This window comes from Streptomyces sp. NPDC001980 (genome assembly GCF_040296885.1).
Taxonomy (GTDB): Bacteria; Actinomycetota; Actinomycetes; order Streptomycetales; family Streptomycetaceae; genus Streptomyces.
Window position 1 is genome coordinate 131,162 of sequence record NZ_JBEOYD010000021.1, and the last position, 18,461, is coordinate 149,622.

The window sequence follows — 18,461 nt, forward strand, 5'->3', positions numbered from 1 at the left end:
GCCGGTGGCCGGGCCCTCACCCGCCGGAACATCCGAGAGGACTGCCGAGCATGCCGCTCACCGCCTTAACGAGAGCGAGAACCGCCGCCGCACTGTCCGCGCTCATCCTGCTGGCCGGCGCCCCCGCCGCCCTCGCCGAGACGGACTCCGCCCCCGCACATCACCCGGCGGACGAAAAGATCCTGGAGACCGACGTCACCAGCCTCCCCGACACCCGGGAGGGACAGTCGGTCCTCGCGGTCAACCCCAGGAACCCGGACAACCTGGTCTTCACCTCGACCGTCTTCCCCGACAGCCCCGGCCTTGAGCCCGTCGGCGCCTGCTTCGTGGCCTTCTCCTTCGACCGGGGCAGGACCTGGCACCGGTCGTCCTGGCCGATGGGCGACCGCCCCCAGTGCGGCGAACCGGAAGTGACGACCGACGCCGACGGGATTTTCTACATCTCCAACAACCAGATCGGCCCCGACCGCTACACGACGTACACCAACCACAACGTCGTCTCCAAGTCCGTCGACGGCGGACGGACGTGGACGGGCCCGGTGCAGACACCGCTGGTCCTGGGCGGTGCACCCAAGCTCCGCGTGGACCAGGCGACCGGCAAGGTGTACGCGGTCGCCTCCCACACGGCGTTCGAGTACCCCAGCGCCATCTCGGTCAGCGACGACCAGGGCGAGACCTGGTCGGACCCGTCGACGATCCCCGGTCCCCAGCCCTGTGTCGAGATCACCCCCGACCTGCCCCCGTCCTGCGGCTACCCCGGCCGTGAGATCGCCGTGTACGGCGGGATCCTGGCCTCCGCGAGCCAGGGCGACGACGGCAAGGTCGCCTTCTACACCACCCGCGACGACGGCAAGAGCTGGCGAACCTTCCCGGTCACCGACAGCGACGGCACCCCCGTCCTCAACGGCACCGGCTCCCTCGTACCGGTCCCCGCCCTGGGGGCCGCCGCCGACCCCGTCCCCTGGGTGTCCGCCGACCCCACCCACAAGGGCCGCTTCGCCGTCATGGTCCCCCGCGACTCGAACCTGGAGGTGTACGTCACCGACAACGCCGGCAAGTCCTGGACCGGCCCCGCCACCATCGCCGCACCCGACGCACAGCGACCCTGGTTCGACTTCGGCCCCGACGGACAGCTCGGCGTCATGTGGCGCACCACCGAACTCAACGTCTACTCGGTGGTCTCCTTCGACCACGGCCGCACCTTCAGCGACCGCCTCCAGGTCAACAGGACCACCGAACCCGCCGGCGTCAACGGCCCGCCCGGAGACCGCTGGTCGACCATCACCCTCGACAAGAAGTACGCCTACGTCGGCTGGGCCGACGGCCGCAACGGCGAACTCGACGCCATCCTCGGCCGCGTCCCCCTGAGCGCCTACCACGGCGGACGCCGCCCCTGACACCAGGCACCACCGGGGGCACGGAACATCACCCGTGCCCCCGACCTCTCAGGTCACTGCACCTGGTCCACGGACTCGAACCGCCACCGGTGCACCGGGCGGCCCACCAACTCCTGCGGCGGATCCGCGAGTTCGGGCAGGTCCGGGGTGTCGTACGCCCCCTCCCACCAGGTGACGACCAGCACCCGGTCCTGCGGTGCCCGGAAGGTCTCGCGGCGCAACGGGGCCTCGGGGAGGACCTGTTGCCGCGCCCAGGCCAGCAACTCCGCGCCCCGGCCCGGCACCGCCCGCGCCTCCCACATCAGCGCGACCGTCATGAGTAGAGGTTCTCCTTGCTGACCTCGTGCACGTGGTCGTGGTGGTGGGTGCCGGGGACGTGCGGGTCCGTCACCGGCAGGGAGCTGTCCGCCGAGAGGTCCCAGCCGGACGGGGTCCGGTTGCGCGCGACCATCTCCGCGCCGAGCGCGGCCACCATCGCGCCGTTGTCCGTGCACAACTTCATACGCGGCACCCGGAGTCGGATGCCGGCCGCCTCGCAGCGCTCCTGGGCGAGAGCGCGGAGCCGGGAGTTGGCGGCGACACCGCCACCGATCATCAGGTGGTCGACGCCCTCGTCACGGCAGGCCCGGACGGCCTTGCGGGTCAGGACGTCCACGACCGCCTCCTGGAAGGACGCGGACACGTCGCGGACCGGGACCTCCTCGCCGGCCGCCCGCTTGGCCTCGATCCAGCGGGCCACCGCCGTCTTGAGACCGGAGAAGGAGAAGTCGTAGGCCGGGTCGCGGGGGCCGGTGAGGCCGCGCGGGAAGGCGATCGCCGAAGGGTCGCCCTCCTTCGCGTACCGGTCGATGACCGGGCCGCCCGGGAAGCCCAGGTTCAGTACGCGCGCGATCTTGTCGAAGGCCTCGCCGGCCGCGTCGTCGATGGTCGCGCCGAGCGGCCGCACGTCGGAGGTGATGTCCGAGGACAGGAGGAGGGAGGAGTGGCCGCCGGAGACCAGCAGGGCCATCGTCGGCTCCGGGAGCGGGCCGTGTTCCAGCTGGTCGACGCAGATGTGGGAGGCGAGGTGGTTGACCCCGTAGAGCGGCTTGCCGAGCGCGTACGCGTACGCCTTCGCCGCCGAGACGCCGACCAGCAGCGCGCCGGCCAGGCCGGGACCGGCCGTGACCGCGATGCCGTCGAGGTCCTTGGCGCTCACCCCGGCGCCCTTCAGGGCACGCTCGATGGTCGGGACCATCGCCTCCAGATGCGCCCTGGACGCCACCTCGGGGACGACCCCGCCGAAGCGGGCGTGCTCGTCGACGGACGAGGCGATGGCGTCGGCGAGCAGGGTGGTGCCCCGGACGATGCCGACGCCGGTCTCGTCGCAGGAGGTCTCGATCCCCAGAACCAGGGGTTCGTCAGCCATTGATCTCGGTTCCTTCTTCGGAGGTGGGCCCGGAGGCGGAGCCACTGCCGGGCTGCCCGGTGGTCAGGCGCATCACCAGGGCGTCCACGTTCCCCGGCTGGTAGTAGCCGCGTCTGAACCCGATGGGCTCGAAGCCGAACCGCTCGTAGAGCTTCTGGGCGCGGATGTTGTCGACCCGGCACTCCAGCATGACCTCGGCGCACTCGAAGGCGGTCGCGGCCCGCAGCAGTTCGGTGAGCAGCTCCGCGCCGAGCCCGGTGCCCCACTGGTCACGGCGTACGGCGATGGTCTGGATGTCGCCGACCGCGGTGGAGCCGCTGTCGTCGGAGGCGGCGCCCTGGGCGACGAGCCCGCCGTACCCGACGATCCGGTCGTCCTCCAGGGCCACCAGGTACCGCCGGGTCGCCCCGGGTCCCCTCGCATGTGCCAGTTCGGACCAGAACATCCCCCGCGACCAGGCGTCCTCGGGGAACAGGTCCTTCTCGAGCTCCAGGACCGGGTCGATGTCCCACCAGCGCATCTCGCGCAGCTGTGCGGTCACTTCGGGGTGACCACCTTGTAGTTCTTGGGCACCTGAGCGTCCGGCCGGCGCAGGTACAGCGGGCGGGGCGCGGGCAGTTCCTCGCCCGCGGCCAGCTTCTCGGCGGCCAGCGACGCCAGGGCCGCGGCGGAGACGTGCTCGGGCTCGTGCGCGACGGGGAAGGTGTCGGGGTAGAGCAGCGCCCCGGCGCCCACGGCGGGCAGCCCGGCCACCTTCTCGGCGATGTCGGCGGGCCGGTCGACGGCGGGCTCCGTGAGCCGGGTGCGCGAGTCCTCGTACACCGCCCAGTAGACCTCCTTGCGGCGGGCGTCGGTCGCGACCACGAACGGGCCCTTCTCGATGTCGGCCCCGTAGGCGAGCCCGTCGAGCGTGCACAGGCCGTGGACGGGCACGCCGAGCGCGAGCCCGAAGGTGTCCGCGGTCATCAGACCGACCCGCAGGCCGGTGTAGGGGCCGGGACCGGTGCCGGTGACGATCTCGGTGACGGCGTCCAGCGAGACCCCGGCCTCGGCGAGGACGCGGTCGACGGCCGGCAGCAGCAGCTCGCCGTGCCGGCGCGCGTCCACCTGGCTCGACGAGGCGATGACGGCCGTACCGTCGTGCAGGGCGACGGTGACGGCGGGGGTGGCGGTATCCAGAGCGAGCAAGAGCACGCGAACAGCCTACGGCTCCGGCGCCGCGAGCACGCCCGGCCGGGTCGGGCGGTCACTGACTGCTACGGTCTGTACGAAGTACGACATATACGGCGAGACTCCCTCCGGGGCTCTCCGTGAGGCTCTACGGCAGGCAGAGGTGGCGCACGTGGCAGGGACCAGCGCGGGAGTCGTGGCCGGCCTCACCGCGGCGGCCGTCGGGGCGGTCGGTTTCCTCGCCTACCAGGCCTCGGCCACCGTTCCGCCCGGTCTCGGCGGCCGGTCGTCGGCGAGCCCCGCGCCCGGAGCGCCGGCCGGCAAGGCACCCCGGGACCACCGCCACCCCACCGCCCTGCCGAACACCTCCGGGACGCGTGAACGGGTGGTGTACTCGGTGGACGACGACCGGGTCTGGCTCGTCAGCGAGCAGGGCCGCGTCGAGCGCACCTTCAGGGTGAACCCCGGCACCATCGACCCGCCGCTCGGCGCCTACTGGGTGACGTCCCGCTCGAAGGCCGTCACGGGCACGGACGGCCTCCCCATCGAACACGTGGTCCGCTTCACCACCACGAAGGACGGCTCGGCGATCGGCTTCAGCGCGGTCACCGCCCAGCGCGCGGCCGCGCCCCCCGACCCCACGGTGAAAACGGGCGGCATCCGCGAGACCCGCCCGGACGGTTACGCGATGTGGAACTTCGCGACGATCGGCGTGAAGGTGATCGTGATCCGCTGACGCGCCCCTGATCGGCGGCGCAGCCGCCGTCTGGGGGCGCGGGGAACTGCGCGACCAGCCCCCACGCACCCACACGGGGCCCACCGGCCGAACCCGCCTAGGCAGCCTTACGGTCCTGTTCAACCGGCTTCACCGGCAGCTCCGGCGTTCTCGGCGGCCGAGACACCGCGTCAGCGCACGCACAGGACGCCAGAAGCTCACGCATGGAGACGCCGGGAACCACAGCGACCGCGACCGGTCGCCGCTCCTCGGACTGGGACACGGACACGGGCGCCTCCTGACGTGCGGGGGCGGACGTAGTTAGGTAGACCTAACTACGGACTGGGTACCATGTGACCACGCCCGATACGTCCGGCGCAATATCTTGCCGACGCCTTGTCGGATATCTTGCCGACGCCTTGTCGGAACGTTCACACGGTCCTCAGGCCGACAGGACCCCCAGATCCACCCCGTCCCACCGCTCCCCCAGCCCCGCCAGGGTCACGTGCCGTACCTCGTCGGTGGTGTCGCCGACCGCCCGGTGGATCTGCACCATGAGCCGGTCGTCGGTCAGCTCCTCGACCTTGCCCTCGCCCCACTCCACGACGATCACGGACTCGGGCAGCGAGACGTCGAGGTCCAGGTCCTCCATCTCGTCGAGCCCGCCGCCCAGGCGATAGGCGTCCACGTGGACGAGCGGCGGACCGCCCCCCAGGGAGGGATGCACGCGGGCGATGACGAACGTCGGCGACGTGACGGCCCCGCGCACACCGAGCCCCTCGCCCAGTCCCCGCGTCAGCGTCGTCTTGCCGGCGCCGAGCTCCCCGCTGAGCATCACGAGGTCACCGGCGCGCAGCAACTTCGCCAGTCGGCGGCCCAGCTCCCCCATCTGCTCGGGGGAGGTGACGGTCAACTCGATGTCAGCCTGGCTGCGCCGTGCTGCTGGTGCTTCCATAGCCACTTACGGTAGCCCCTGCCGGCACGGCACCCGCTCGGGTGAGCAGGTCGGCGAGGCGGTCGGTGACCACTTCCGGGTGCTCCAGCATGACCAGGTGCCCGGCGTCCGCGACGAGCACGAGTTCGGCGTCGGGCAGCAGGTCGGCGATGACCTCGCTGTGCTCGCTGGGCGTGACGAGGTCCTGCACCCCGGCCAGCACCAGCACCGGCAGGTTCTGGAAGTAGGCGAGCGCGGCGGTCTTGTCGTGGTCGGTGAAGGCCGGATAGAACTCGGCGACCACGTCGATCGGCGTCGACTCGATCATCCGCTCCGCGAACCGCTCCACCGCCGGATCGACGTCCTTGGACGCGAACGAGTACCGCTTGATAATCCCGGCGAAGAGATCGGCGGTGACCCGCCGCCCCTTCTCCACCAGCGCGGCCTGCGTGCCCAGTGCCTTCAGCACCCCGGGCAGCACCCGGCGCACCACGTTGACGCCGGCGATCGGCAGCCCGAAGTTGACCTCACCGAGCCGCCCGGACGAGGTACCGACGAAGGCGGTGGCGACCACCCGCTCGCGGATCAGGTCGGGATACTCCGCGGCCAGTGCCATCACCGTCATGCCGCCCATGGAGTGCCCGACCAGCACGATCGGCCCCTCCGGCACGGCCGCGTCCAGGACGGCCTTCAGGTCCCGGCCCAGCTGGTCGATGGTGAGCTCCACCCCGTCCTCGTGCTGGGCGACGCCCCGCCCGGAACGGCCGTGGCTGCGCTGGTCCCAGTGCACGGTGCGGACGACCCCGCGCAGGGCCGCCCGCTGGAAGTGCCAGGAGTCCTGGTTGAGGCAGTAGCCATGGCTGAAGACGACGGTGACGGGCGCGGGCGCCTTGCGGCCGAAGAGCCGGCGGCGGCGCGGCGAGACGGCGGGGCCGGGGTCGGGCACCACCTCGTCGACCTCGTAGTAGAGCTCGGTGCCGTCGTCGGCGTACGCCTTGCCGGGGGTGCCGCGCAGGGTGCCGTACGGGCCCGCCGAGTCCAGCGCCAGCCGGGCCTTGCGGCGCATGCCGCGGCCGACGGTCATCCGCTCCACGGCGACGCCGGCGGCCGCTCCGGCGGCGAGCACTCCTATGGCGGCTCCGGCGACGCCCGTCACCTTGCGCCAGCTGCCGGAGGCCGCCCCCGTGGCCGAGGCGACGACGGCCGCCGCGGCGGCTTCCGCTACGGCCTCCGCACTGCTCTCGCTCACGTACCGCTCCTCTTCGCCGTACTGCAGTTCGCTACCTAGGTGACACGGGTGATGCTGACGCGACGCATGTTGCTGTTGTTTCTGTTGATACAGATGTAACCGGGTCGTGCCGCCGCCGAACCCCGGAGATCAGTCGCCGGCCCCTGGGCCGGCTCCTGGACCGGCTTCGGGTCCGTCCCCTGGTTCTTGCCCACTCGGTTCCCCGTTCACATAGACGCGGGGAACCCGGGTTCCGATGCGGGTGACGATTTCGTATGCAATCGTGCCCGCGGCCTGGGCCCAGTCCTCGGCGGTGGGCTCGCCCCGGTCGCCCGGACCGAACAGCACGGCCTCCGCGCCGACCTCGGGCTCGTCGCCGCCGAGGTCCACGACGAACTGGTCCATGGCGATGCGCCCGGCGGCCGTCCGCCACTTGCCGCCGACCAGCACGGGCCCGGTGCCGGAGGCGTGCCGCGGAATACCGTCCGCGTAGCCGACGGGGACGAGTCCGAGGGTGGTCTCGCCGGGCGTGACGTAGTGGTGCCCGTAGCTGACCCCGTGCCCGCCCGGTACGTGCTTCACCAGGGCGAGGGAGGCGGACAGCGTCATCACGGGGCGCAGGCCGAAGTCGGCCGCGCTGCCCAGCTCGGGGCTGGGCGAGAGACCGTAGAGCGCGATGCCCGTGCGGACCAGGTCGAAGTGGGTCTCGGGGAGGGTGAGGGTGGCCGGCGAGTTGGCGATGTGCCGCACCTCGGGGCGCACGCCCTGCTCCTCGGCGTACCCGAGCAGCTCGCGGAAGAGGGTGAGCTGGGCGGCGATGGAGGGATGGCCGGGCTCGTCGGCGCAGGCGAAGTGCGACCACAGCCCGGTGATCCGGACCAGCCCCGCCGCCTCGGCGCGCAGCGCCTCGCGGACCAGCTCGGGCCAGTCGGCGGGCTGGCAGCCGTTGCGCCCGAGTCCGGTGTCGGCCTTGAGCTGCACGCGTGCCGGACGGCCGGCCGCCCTGGCCGCCTCGGTCACCTCGCGCAGGGCCCACATGCCGCTCACCGACACGTCGAGGTCGGCCTCGACGGCCTCCCGCCACGGCCCGCCCGGGGTCCACAGCCAGCACATGATCCGCGCGTCCGCAGGCAGCCCGGGGTCCGCGCGCAGCGCCAGGGCCTCCTCCGGAGTGGCCGTACCCAGCCAGCTCGCGCCCGCCTCGACGGCCGCGCGGGCACACCGGAGGGCCCCGTGGCCGTACGCGTCGGACTTCACCACGGCCATCAGGGCCGCGCCCGGCGCGAGGGCACGCAGGGTCCGCGCATTGGCCCGCAGGGCGGCCAGGTCGATCTCGGCGCGGGCGCGCAGGGGCGCGGTCGGTGCAGTCTGCGCAGTCGGTGTATCACTCATCGCGCCCCCAGTGTCTCAGAGGCCTCCGACAGCCCACCGGCACAGCCCCTGGTACAGGGCTCAGGTACCCGTACGGTGACCCCACACGTACACCTTGTCGCCCTTTTTCAGCGTGCTCCACAGCTTCTTCGCGTCGCCGAGCTTGAGGTTCACGCAGCCCCAGGAGCCGACGGTGGTGTAGATGGAGCCGTAGACGGCGTGGAAGGCCTGTCCGCCGTCGAAGAACTGGGCGTACGGCATGGGCGAGTTGTACAGGGTCGACCAGTGGTTCTTGTGCCGCCAGTACACGGTGTGCCACCCGGCCCGGGTCGCGTACCCCTTCCGCCCACTGCGCATCTGCACCGGCCCGTAGACCACCTTGCTGCCCTTCTGTACCCAGGTGACCTGCCGGTTGAGGTCGACACAGGCGACCCGGTACGACTTCACGGGGCAGTTCTTGCCGGCGTTAGGGTTCTTCTTCGCCGACAGGAGCATCATCTGGTACCAGGTCACGGGCCCCGCGAACCCGATCGCCGGCTTGATCTTGTACTTCTTCTGGAACGTCAGGATGGCCTTGCAGTCGGCGGTGGACTGCTTCCCGTCCACCTTCAACTTCAGCCACTGCTCGATCTGTTTCTGATACGGCCCGGTCAGCTTGGAGCAGCTCACCTTGGAGACGGCGTCGCTCAGCGGCACGTACTCGATGAGGTCGTACGTCCCGGGCGCCGCCGCCTTCGGTTCGACAGCGTCCTCCTTGGCGCTGGGCGTGTACACCTTGGGCGCCAGCATCTGGTCGGGGGTGTCGATCTGCCAGGGCCGCGAGGGCCCGGGCGCGATCCCCGGCACCAGCTCCGACTCGGGGACGGCGGCGCCCGGTTTGGGGGCGGCACTGTCCGCGACCCCGGTCCCGGCACCGAGGGAGAGAGCGGCCACGGCGGCGACGAAGGTTCCTGCGGCACCCCGCGCAAGACCACCCCGCTTACACACGATTCGTCCACTAATCATGCGATCAGACAACCCCGCAGGGGCCACGATTCCGGGGAGCCGCGCGGGGAGGTCACCCGAGGGATGCAGGAGGGGCACGCGCAGCGCCCAGCCCCCACCGACCCGCACACACCTCTCCGGCGTTCAACGGGGTCCGGGGCGAAGCCCCGTGACGGTGCGGCCCTGGCCTACCGAGTCGGGTGGGCGGGTGGGAAAACTCCCTGCCACGCCGACCGAAGCTGCGCAGCAATCTCGTGGGCAACCGTCGGCGCCCCCTCCGCCGCGAACCGCCCCGCGAGCCCGTGCAGATACGCCGCCACACTCCCCGCGTCCCGCCCGTCCAGCCCCGCCGCCAGCAACGACCCCGCCAGCCCCGACAGCACGTCCCCGCTCCCGGCGGTGGCGAGCCAGGGCGTCCCCGTCGCGTTCACCCGGACAGCGGAACCGCCCCCCGCCTCCGCCACCAGCGTCGTCGACCCCTTCAGCAGCACCGTCGCCCGGTACGCCGCCGCCAGCTCCCGCACCGCCGCCAGCCGGCCGGCCTCGACCTCCTCCCGCCGTACCCCCAACAGGGCCGCCGCCTCCCCGGCGTGCGGCGTCATCAGGGTCGGCGCCGTACGACCGCGCACCGTGTCCCGGTCGGCGAGCCGCAGCCCGTCCGCGTCGACCAGCACCGGCACGTCCGCCTCCAGCACCTCGGCGACGGCGTCGGCGTCATCCCCGACCCCCGGCCCGGCCACCCACGCCTGCACCCGCCCGGCCTTCCGCGGCCTCCCGTCCGACACCAGCGTCTCGGGAAAGCGGGCCAGCACCTCGTCCTTGGCCGGCCCGACGTACCGTACGGCCCCGGCCCCGCCCCGCAACGCCCCCGCGACAGCCAGCACGCCCGCCCCCGGATAGCGCGCCGACCCGGCCACGATGCCCACCACTCCGCGCCGGTACTTGTCGCTCTCCGCCGACGGCATTGGCAGCAGCCGCGCCACGTCCACGTCCTGCAACGCCTCCAGCTCGGCCTCCTCGGGCAGTTCGAGCCCGATGTCGACCAGCCGTACCGAACCGGCGTACTCCCGTGCCGGATCGATCAGCAACCCCGGCTTGTGCGTCCCGAAGGTCACGGTCAGGTCCGCCCGTACGGCCGCCCCGCGCACCTCACCGCTGTCCACCTCCACCCCGCTCGGCAGGTCCACGGCGACGACGGCGGCCCGCGACCGCTCCACGACCGCCACCAGTTCCGCCGCCTCGGGCCGCAGCCCGCCCTTGCCGCCGATCCCCACGATCCCGTCGACGACGAGATCGGCCCGCAGGACCGACTCCTCGGCACCGCCGTCCCGTACGACGGTCCCCCCGGCCCGGCGCAGCGCCGCCAGCCCGCCCTCATGCGTGCGCTCCGGCGCGAGCAGCACCGCCGCGACCCCCGCCCCTCGCCGCGCCAGCCGCGCCCCGGCGTACAGCGCGTCCCCGCCGTTGTCCCCGCTGCCGACCAGCAGGACCACCCGGCTGCCGTACACCCGTCCGAGCAACTCGGCGCAGGCGGCGGCCAGCCCGGCGGCGGCCCGCTGCATCAGTGCCCCCTCCGGCAGCCGCGCCATCAACTCCCGCTCGGCCGCCCGTACCGTCTCCACGCTGTAAGCAGTCCGCATGCCCCGAGTCTCCCCCGGAACCCGCGGGACGCGCATCCGCCCCGCCCCACCCGCATCACCCCGCTCACCCCTCGGCGATCACCACCGCCGACGCCACCCCGGCGTCGTGACTGAGCGACACATGCCACGACCGCACGCCGAGTTCCGCCGCGCAGGCGGCCACGCTCCCCTTCACCTGCAGCCGCGGCCGCCCGCTGTCCTCGACGAGCACCTCCGCGTCCGTCCAGAGCAGTCCCGGCGGCGCGCCGAGGGCCTTCGCCAACGCCTCCTTGGCCGCGAACCGCGCCGCGAGCGAGGCGACACCGCGCCGCTCCCCGCTCGGCAGATACAACTCCCGCTCGACGAAGAGCCGCCCGGCCAGCCCGGGAGTCCGCTCCAGCGACTCCCGGAACCGGTCGATCTCGGCGACGTCGATACCCACTCCGATGATGCTCACCGAAGCACCTTACGACCCGTCAGACGACCACGGGCCGAGCTGTGTCCTGCCCGTGCCCGCCGGTGCCTGCCGGCGCCCGCTAGCGGCCGATCTTCTCCAACTCCACGAGGTCCTCGTCGGAGAGCGCGAGTCCCGCGCCGGCGACGTTCTCGCGCAGGTGCGCCACCGACGAGGTGCCCGGAATGAGGAGGATGTTCGGCGACCGTCGCAGCAGCCAGGCCAGGGCGACCGACATCGGCGTCGCGTCCAGCCGGGCAGCCACGGCGGACAGTGCGGTGGACTGCAGCGGGGTGAAGCCGCCGAGCGGGAAGAAGGGCACGTAGGCGATGCCCTGGGCGGCGAGGTCGTCGATCAGTTCGTCGTCCTGGCGGTGGGCGAGGTTGTACATGTTCTGCACGCACACGATCGGCGCGATCGACTGCGCCTCGGCGATCTGTTCCGGCGTCGCGTTGCTCACGCCGAGGTGCCGGATCAGGCCCTGCCGGCGGAGTTCGGCGAGGGCCTCGAAGGGCTCGGCGAGCGAGCCGGGCCGCAACCCCTGGGCGTCGCCGAGCCGGAGGTTGACCACGTCGAGGGAGTCGAGGCCGAGGTCGTCGAGGTTCTCCTGGACGGCGCGGCGCAGGTCCTCGGGCCGCCGGGCGGGAATCCAGGCGCCCTGCCGGTCGCGGACCGCGCCGACCTTGGTCACGATGTGCAGTGCCGCGGGATACGGGTGCAGCGCCTCACGGATCAACCGGTTGGTGACGCGCGGTCCGTACGCACCGGCGGTGTCGACGTGGGTGATCCCGAGGGCGACCGCCTCGCGCAGGACGGCGAGCGCGCCGTCACGGTCGGCGGGCGGGCCCATGACCCCGGGGCCGGCGAGCTGCATGGCGCCGTAGCCGGCACGGGTGACGGTCAGATCGCCCAGGTTCCAGGTGCCGCCGGGCAGTGATGCGGAGGGTGTGTTCTTCATGCCGTCGATGGTCACGCGCGGACCCGCGGCGCATCCAATACCGCCGCAGTGCGCTGTCATACCCGGTGGGTATCACCGACGTACGCTGTGGCCATGGACACCAAGGACACCTTGGAGACCCGCGAACTGAGGTACTTCCTGGCCGTCGCCGAGGAGTTGCACTTCGGCCGCGCCGCCGAACGCCTCGGCATGGCGCAGCCCCCGCTGTCCCGGGCGATCCAGCAGCTGGAACGGCGCCTCGGCGTCCGCCTGCTGGACCGCGACCGCCGCGGCGTCTCCCTGACCGGCGCCGGAGAGGTGCTGCTGCACGAGGGCCGCGCGGCCCTCGACGCGACCACCGCCGCCGTCCGCCGCGCCCGTCGTGCCGGTGGCGCCGACGCCCCGGGCGGCCCCCGCGACCGGCTGGTGCTGGCGGTGAAGGCCGGCGCGTCCCACGAACTGCTGCACAAGCTCCTCGACGCCTACGCGGCCGAGCCCGGCGCCGCCGACATCGAGGTGCTGCCGACGGGCATGTGCGAGCAGGAGGGGATGCTGCGCGACGGCCGCGCCGACGTGGCGCTCATGCACGCGCCGTTCAACTCCCTCGCCGGGTTCGACAGCGAGGAGCTGATGACCGAGGGGCAGATCGCCGTCCTGCCCGCCGGTCACCCGCTCGCCGCGCACCGGACGCTGTCCCTGGCCGACGTCGCCGACATCCCCGACCTGCCGCTCGCCCGCTGGCCCCGCCACGGCACGTACCCGCCCGGCCCGGGCCCGGAGATCCGCGACCAGACACAGCTGGCCCAGCTGATCGCCCTCGGACGCACCGTGACCGTCCTGCCCGACTCGGCCCGCGCCTGGCTGTGGGCCGAGCACACCGCCGTCCCCCTGACCGACGCGCCTCCCGTGGTCACCCACATCGCCTGGCCCGCGCACAGCCGCTCCCTCGCCCTCGCCGCCCTGGTCCGCACGGCCACCCGGCTGTGACCCGCTGCCGCCCGCCGTCACCGCACCCCCGGGACCCGACCGGCGGGCCTTCTCACTCCACCGTCACCGACTTGGCGAGGTTCCTCGGCTGGTCCACCTCGTTGCCCCGGGCGGTGGCCAGTTCGCAGGCGAAGACCTGGAGCGGGACCGTGGCGACCAGCGGCTGGAGCAGGGTCGGGGTGGCGGGGATCCGGATCAGGTGGTCGGCGTACGGTACGACCGCCTCGTCGCCCTCCTCCGCGATCACGATGGTGCGGGCGCCCCGGGCCCGGATCTCCTGGATGTTGGACACGATCTTGTCGTGGAGCACCGAGCGGCCGCGCGGGGACGGGGCCACGACCACCACCGGCAGGTCCTCCTCGATCAGCGCGATCGGCCCGTGCTTCAGCTCGCCCGCCGCGAAGCCCTCGGCGTGCATGTACGCCAACTCCTTGAGCTTCAGGGCGCCTTCGAGGGCGACCGGGTATCCGACGTGCCGGCCGAGGAACAGCACGGTCTTCTTGTCCGCCAGCGACCGCGCCAGCGCCCGTACCGGCTCCATGGTCTCCAGGACCCGCTCGACCTCGCCGGAGATGTGCGAGAGGTCCCGGATCACCGCGCTGATCTCGTCGCCCCACTTGGTGCCCCGCACCTGGCCCAGGTACAGCGCCACCAGGTAGCAGGCCACCAGCTGGGTGAGGAACGCCTTGGTCGAGGCGACCGCGACCTCCGGTCCGGCGTGGGTGTACAGCACCGCGTCCGACTCGCGCGGGATCGTCGAGCCGTTGGTGTTGCAGATCGCGAGGACCTTCGAGCCCTGCTCGCGCGCGTGCCGGAGGGCCATCAAGGTGTCCATGGTCTCGCCGGACTGGGAGATGGCGATGACGAGGCTGCGCGAGTCCAGGATCGGGTCCCGGTACCGGAACTCGCTCGCCAGCTCCACCTCGCACGGGATGCGCGTCCAGTGCTCGATGGCGTACTTGGCGATCAGGCCGGCGTGGAAGGCCGTACCGCAGGCGACGATGACGACCTTGTCGACCTCCCGGAGTTCGGCGGCGCCGATCCGGACCTCGTCGAGGGTCAGCGAGCCGTTCGCGTCGATGCGGCCCAGGAGGGTGTCGGCGACCGCCTTGGGCTGCTCGGCGATCTCCTTGAGCATGAAGTAGTCATAACCCCCCTTTTCTGCCGCCGACGCGTCCCAGTCGACGTGGTACGAGCGGACGTCCGCCGGGGCGCCGTCGAAGCCCGTCACCCTCACGCCGTCCCGGCGCAGCTCCACCACCTGGTCCTGGCCCAGCTCGATCGCCGACCGGGTGTGGGCGATGAACGCGGCGACGTCCGAGGCAAGGAAGGCCTCGCCCTCGCCGACGCCCACCACGAGCGGGGAGTTCCGGCGGGCGCCGACGACCACGTCCGGATCGTCCGCGTGCACCGCGACCAGCGTGAACGCGCCCTCCAGACGCCGGCACACCAGCCGCATCGCCTCGGCGAGATCGGCGGTGCCGGAGAACTCCTCGGCGAGCAGATGGGCGACCACCTCGGTGTCCGTCTCGGAGGCCAGGTCGTGGCCCCGCTCGGCCAACTCCCCCCGCAGCGCGGCGAAGTTCTCGATGATCCCGTTGTGGACGACGGCGACCCGGCCCGCGTTGTCGAGGTGCGGATGCGCGTTGGCGTCCGTCGGCCCGCCGTGTGTGGCCCAGCGGGTGTGCCCGATACCGGTGGCACCGGTCGGCAGCGGCCGCTCCGTCAACTCCTTCTCCAGGTTGACGAGCTTCCCGGCCTTCTTCGCCGAGGCCAGCCCGCCGTCCGCGAGCACGGCGACGCCCGCCGAGTCGTACCCCCGGTACTCCAGCCGCTTGAGCCCGGCGACCACCACATCGAGCGCAGACTGCGCCCCCACGTATCCCACGATTCCGCACATGAGCGGCAGCCTAAGTGCCGCCCCTCACCCGAACACGGCTCAGCGTGCCCGAAATCGGAAATTATCCCGCCCCTACGCAGCACGATCCGTGTCGGCAGGCACAGGACCGCAGAGCGGCAGAGTCGTCTCTCACGTGATCAGAACCCCACGTGACCGACCCCACCCCCCACCCCGTTCAAACTCCGTTAACAATGGAATGTGATCTCTCCGGTCTCCCCGATGCCCCGGAGCGCCCACCGGCACAGGCCGGAGGCGACTCCCTACGTCGACCTCACCCGCTCCGAGTGGAGCGCGCTGCGCGACAAGACGCCGTTGCCGCTCACCGCCGAGGAGGTCGAGAAGCTGCGCGGTCTCGGTGACGTCATCGACCTCGACGAGGTGCGGGACATCTACCTCCCGCTGTCGCGACTGCTCAACCTCTACGTCGGTGCCACGGACGGCCTCCGAGGCGCCCTGAACACCTTCCTCGGCGAGCAGGGTTCCCAGTCCGGCACCCCGTTCGTCATAGGCGTGGCCGGCTCGGTGGCCGTCGGGAAGTCCACCGTCGCCCGGCTCCTGCAGGCCCTGCTCTCCCGCTGGCCCGAGCATCCCCGCGTCGAGCTGGTGACCACGGACGGCTTCCTGCTCCCGACCAAGGAGCTCGAAGCCCGCGGCCTGATGTCCCGCAAAGGCTTCCCCGAGTCGTACGACCGCCGGGCCCTGACCCGCTTCGTCGCCGACATCAAGGCCGGCAAGGACGAGGTCACCGCGCCCGTCTACTCCCACCTCATCTACGACATCGTCCCGGACCGGAAGCTCACCGTCCGCCGGCCCGACATCCTCATCGTCGAGGGCCTCAACGTCCTCCAGCCCGCCCTCCCCGGCCAGGACGGCCGCACCCGGGTCGGTCTCGCCGACTACTTCGACTTCAGCGTGTACGTCGACGCGAGCGCCGAGGACATCGAGCGCTGGTACCTCAACCGGTTCCGCAAGCTGCGCGCGACCGCCTTCCAGAACCCGGACTCGTACTTCCGGAAGTACACCCAGGTCTCCGAGGACGAGGCCGTCGACTACGCCCGCGGCCTCTGGCGCACCATCAACAAGCCCAACCTGGTGGAGAACATCGCCCCGACCCGCGGCCGCGCCACCCTGGTCGTCCGCAAGGGCCCGGACCACAAGGTGCAGCGGCTGCGGCTGCGCAAGCTGTAGGGCGCCCAACTGCCGCTGCCCGGCCCAGAAGTGACTCCTGGCCGGGCAGCGTGCACGTATGGCGAAGTCCCGCGGCTTCCGGCGACTACTGGAACCGCCTCTCGCAGTTCACGATGGTGTCGCCGGGGTCGGCGAACACCGTGTCGACGCCGGCGCCGCAGTTCACCGTGTCACCACCGGCGTTGTCCTGCACGCCGATGACGTCGTTGCGGCCGTTGGTGGTCACTTTGTCGATGCCCGTACCGGCATCGGCGGTGGTGCTGACAGCAGCGGCGGAGCCGTCGAAGGTGTCGTTCCCGTCGCCCAGTTGTACCGCGAGCCGGCTGGCCGTGGCGGCGCTGCCGCAGTCCGCGCTGTTGGCGTCCAGCCGGGTGCAGCCCGGGCCGATCGCGATGCCCGTGGCGTCCGTGAGGATCACTCGGCCGGTGGAAGTGCTGGCCGTGACCACGTTGTTGACTCCGGCACGCGCCTGGAGTCCGACCAGTCCGCCGAGGATACGGAACGCCGTGGAGCCCGGGGGCTGGGCGGCGGCGGCCGGGGTGGCGGACGAGGTGACGACGAGGCCCGCCACCAGAACCGGACCGGCCGCTCGCTTCAGGATGGTGCTCACGATCTTCATGCTGTGTTTCTCTTCCGTCGAGGGGGCGCCGCACAGAGCGGCCTCGACGCAAGAGAAACAGTCAGTGATCAGTCGCGCACTTTCTGCTACGCCTTGCAGCTCAACCCAGCGCCGACTTCACCGCATCGGCCAGCCGCCCCGCCACCGACCGGGCCTGCTCGATATCGGCCGCCTCGACCATCACCCGCACCAACGGCTCGGTCCCCGAAGGCCGCAGCAGCACCCGCCCGGTCTCCCCGAGCTCCCGCTCCGCCTCCGCGACCGCCGCCGCCAGGTCCCCCGACGTCCTCACCCGTGACTTGTCGACGTCCGGCACATTGATCAGCACCTGCGGCAGCCGCTCCATCACACCCGCCAGCTCCCGCAGCGACCGCCCGGTCTCGGCGACCCGCGCCGCCAGCAACAGCCCGGTCAGCGTGCCGTCGCCGGTCGTCGCGTGGTCGAGGATGATGACGTGGCCGGACTGCTCACCGCCGAGGGCGTAGCCGTGCTCCTTCATCTCCTCCAGCACGTACCGGTCGCCGACCGCGGTCTGCACGAGGTGCAGCCCTTCCCGCTCCAGCGCCAGCTTGAAGCCGAGGTTGGACATGACGGTGGCGACGACGGTGTCGGCGCGCAGCTCACCGCGCTCCCGCATGGCGAGCGCGAGCACCGCGAGGATCTGGTCGCCGTCGATCTCCTCGCCGGTGTGGTCGACGGCGAGGCAGCGGTCCGCGTCGCCGTCGTGCGCGACGCCGAAGTCCGCGCCGTGCTCGACGACCGCGGCCTTGAGCTTGCCGAGGTGGGTCGACCCGCAGCCGTCGTTGATGTTGAGCCCGTCCGGCTCCGCGCCGATGGTGACGATCTCGGCGCCGGCCCGGCGGAACGCCTCCGGCGAGACCCCCGCGGCCGCGCCGTGCGCCTCGTCCAGGACGATCTTCAGCCCGTCGAGCCGGTTGGGCAGGACCGACAGGAGGTGGCCGATGTACTGCTCGAAGCCCTCGTCGTACGACCGCACCCGCCCCACACCCGCACCCGTCGGCCGCTCCCACGGCTCGCCGTGCCGGTGGGACTCGTACACCGCCTCGATCCGGTCCTCCAGCTCGTCGGCGAGCTTGTGGCCGCCGCGGGCGAAGAACTTGATGCCGTTGTCGGGCATGGCGTTGTGGCTGGCGGAGAGCATGACACCGAGGTCGGCGCCGAGCACGCCGGTCAGGAACGCGACGGCCGGCGTCGGGAGGACGCCCACGCTCAGGACGTCGACGCCCGCGCTGGCCAGGCCCGCGACCATGGCGGCCTCCAGGAACTCCCCGGACGCGCGCGGATCCCGTCCGACGACCGCCGTCGGCCGGTGGCCCTCGAACGTGCCCGCCTCGGCCAGCACGTGCGCCGCCGCGACGGACAGCCCGAGCGCCATCTCGGCGGTCAGGTCCGCGTTGGCGACACCGCGCACGCCGTCCGTGCCGAAGAGTCGTCCCACTTGTCCTCCTGAAGAAGCGTCCTTGCTGCCAGGAAATGATGATGGCAGGCGCTTAGTCATGCGATCACACCGGCCTTTGAGCATCTTGTGT

Annotated in this window: 18 protein-coding genes; 4 read left to right on the plus strand and 14 right to left on the minus strand. The window is 72.1% G+C overall.

Annotation, left to right across the window (positions count from 1 at the left end; all coding sequences use genetic code 11):
- The first annotated feature begins 50 nt into the window (after positions 1 to 50).
- On the plus strand, positions 51 to 1,397 hold the full coding sequence (locus ABT137_RS29305; RefSeq protein ID WP_351714101.1) for a sialidase family protein: 1,347 nt from the start codon (positions 51 to 53) through the stop codon (positions 1,395 to 1,397).
- Positions 1,398 to 1,450: 53 nt separating this feature from the next.
- Here ABT137_RS29305 and ABT137_RS29310 read toward each other — a convergent pair whose 3' ends face one another.
- The 4 genes from ABT137_RS29310 to tsaB are packed head-to-tail and all read right to left on the minus strand — an operon-like array spanning position 1,451 to position 3,999.
- On the minus strand, positions 1,451 to 1,714 hold the full coding sequence (locus ABT137_RS29310) for a hypothetical protein (RefSeq protein WP_351714102.1): 264 nt from the start codon (positions 1,712 to 1,714) through the stop codon (positions 1,451 to 1,453).
- Positions 1,711 to 2,805: a tRNA (adenosine(37)-N6)-threonylcarbamoyltransferase complex transferase subunit TsaD gene (gene tsaD, locus ABT137_RS29315; RefSeq protein ID WP_351714103.1), complete on the minus strand. Its 1,095-nt coding sequence runs from the start codon at positions 2,803 to 2,805 to the stop codon at positions 1,711 to 1,713. The genes ABT137_RS29310 and tsaD overlap by 4 nt, the downstream gene beginning before the upstream one ends.
- Complete coding sequence (gene rimI / locus ABT137_RS29320; RefSeq protein WP_351714136.1) at positions 2,798 to 3,325, minus strand: ribosomal protein S18-alanine N-acetyltransferase; 528 nt, start codon at positions 3,323 to 3,325, stop codon at positions 2,798 to 2,800. The genes tsaD and rimI overlap by 8 nt, the downstream gene beginning before the upstream one ends.
- Before the next feature lie 17 nt (positions 3,326 to 3,342).
- Positions 3,343 to 3,999 carry a tRNA (adenosine(37)-N6)-threonylcarbamoyltransferase complex dimerization subunit type 1 TsaB gene (tsaB, locus tag ABT137_RS29325; RefSeq protein WP_351714104.1) on the minus strand — a complete coding sequence of 219 codons (657 nt, stop codon included), beginning with the start codon at positions 3,997 to 3,999 and terminating at the stop codon, positions 3,343 to 3,345.
- A gap of 148 nt (positions 4,000 to 4,147) precedes the next feature.
- Here tsaB and ABT137_RS29330 point away from each other — a divergent pair, with 148 nt between their 5' ends.
- Positions 4,148 to 4,711 (plus strand): hypothetical protein, encoded by a 564-nt coding sequence (locus ABT137_RS29330; RefSeq protein WP_351714105.1) that lies wholly within the window; start codon positions 4,148 to 4,150, stop codon positions 4,709 to 4,711.
- Between the two features lie 421 nt (positions 4,712 to 5,132).
- On the opposite strand, the gene tsaE is transcribed toward ABT137_RS29330, so the two are convergent.
- The 7 genes from tsaE to ABT137_RS29365 all read right to left on the minus strand — a co-directional run bounded on the left by tsaE (position 5,133) and on the right by ABT137_RS29365 (position 12,238).
- On the minus strand, positions 5,133 to 5,645 hold the full coding sequence (gene tsaE / locus ABT137_RS29335) for a tRNA (adenosine(37)-N6)-threonylcarbamoyltransferase complex ATPase subunit type 1 TsaE (RefSeq protein WP_351714106.1): 513 nt from the start codon (positions 5,643 to 5,645) through the stop codon (positions 5,133 to 5,135).
- Entirely contained in the window at positions 5,611 to 6,873 is a 1,263-nt protein-coding gene (locus ABT137_RS29340; RefSeq protein ID WP_351714107.1) for an alpha/beta fold hydrolase, read from the minus strand. The genes tsaE and ABT137_RS29340 overlap by 35 nt, the downstream gene beginning before the upstream one ends.
- Positions 6,874 to 7,002: 129 nt before the next feature.
- Entirely contained in the window at positions 7,003 to 8,244 is a 1,242-nt protein-coding gene (gene alr / locus ABT137_RS29345) for an alanine racemase (protein WP_351714108.1), read from the minus strand.
- Positions 8,245 to 8,304: 60 nt separating this feature from the next.
- A complete protein-coding gene (locus ABT137_RS29350) occupies positions 8,305 to 9,156 on the minus strand; it encodes a L,D-transpeptidase family protein (protein WP_351714109.1) in 852 nt (283 codons plus the stop codon).
- Positions 9,157 to 9,395: 239 nt separating this feature from the next.
- The gene (locus ABT137_RS29355; protein ID WP_351714110.1) at positions 9,396 to 10,847 is read right to left on the minus strand and encodes an NAD(P)H-hydrate dehydratase; all 1,452 of its coding nucleotides are present in this window, start codon (positions 10,845 to 10,847) and stop codon (positions 9,396 to 9,398) included.
- A gap of 64 nt (positions 10,848 to 10,911) precedes the next feature.
- Positions 10,912 to 11,283 carry a holo-ACP synthase gene (locus ABT137_RS29360; protein ID WP_351714111.1) on the minus strand — a complete coding sequence of 124 codons (372 nt, stop codon included), beginning with the start codon at positions 11,281 to 11,283 and terminating at the stop codon, positions 10,912 to 10,914.
- Between the two features lie 79 nt (positions 11,284 to 11,362).
- Positions 11,363 to 12,238, minus strand: a complete 876-nt coding sequence (locus ABT137_RS29365) for an aldo/keto reductase family oxidoreductase (protein WP_351714112.1) — start codon at positions 12,236 to 12,238, stop codon at positions 11,363 to 11,365.
- Between the two features lie 93 nt (positions 12,239 to 12,331).
- On the opposite strand from ABT137_RS29365, the gene ABT137_RS29370 reads away from it, so the two are divergent.
- Positions 12,332 to 13,204, plus strand: a complete 873-nt coding sequence (locus tag ABT137_RS29370) for a LysR family transcriptional regulator (RefSeq protein WP_351714113.1) — start codon at positions 12,332 to 12,334, stop codon at positions 13,202 to 13,204.
- A gap of 52 nt (positions 13,205 to 13,256) precedes the next feature.
- Here ABT137_RS29370 and glmS read toward each other — a convergent pair whose 3' ends face one another.
- Complete coding sequence (glmS, locus tag ABT137_RS29375; protein ID WP_351714114.1) at positions 13,257 to 15,104, minus strand: glutamine--fructose-6-phosphate transaminase (isomerizing); 1,848 nt, start codon at positions 15,102 to 15,104, stop codon at positions 13,257 to 13,259.
- 219 nt (positions 15,105 to 15,323) lie between these two features.
- On the opposite strand from glmS, the gene coaA reads away from it, so the two are divergent.
- Positions 15,324 to 16,292, plus strand: a complete 969-nt coding sequence (coaA, locus tag ABT137_RS29380; protein ID WP_351714116.1) for a type I pantothenate kinase — start codon at positions 15,324 to 15,326, stop codon at positions 16,290 to 16,292.
- Positions 16,293 to 16,377: 85 nt separating this feature from the next.
- Here the strand turns inward: coaA and ABT137_RS29385 are convergent, their stop codons facing one another.
- Together ABT137_RS29385 and glmM are read right to left on the minus strand one after the other, a co-directional pair.
- A complete protein-coding gene (locus tag ABT137_RS29385; RefSeq protein ID WP_351714117.1) occupies positions 16,378 to 16,902 on the minus strand; it encodes a hypothetical protein in 525 nt (174 codons plus the stop codon).
- A 109-nt stretch (positions 16,903 to 17,011) separates the two neighbouring features.
- Positions 17,012 to 18,370: a phosphoglucosamine mutase gene (gene glmM / locus ABT137_RS29390; RefSeq protein ID WP_351714118.1), complete on the minus strand. Its 1,359-nt coding sequence runs from the start codon at positions 18,368 to 18,370 to the stop codon at positions 17,012 to 17,014.
- Positions 18,371 to 18,461 lie beyond the last annotated feature (91 nt).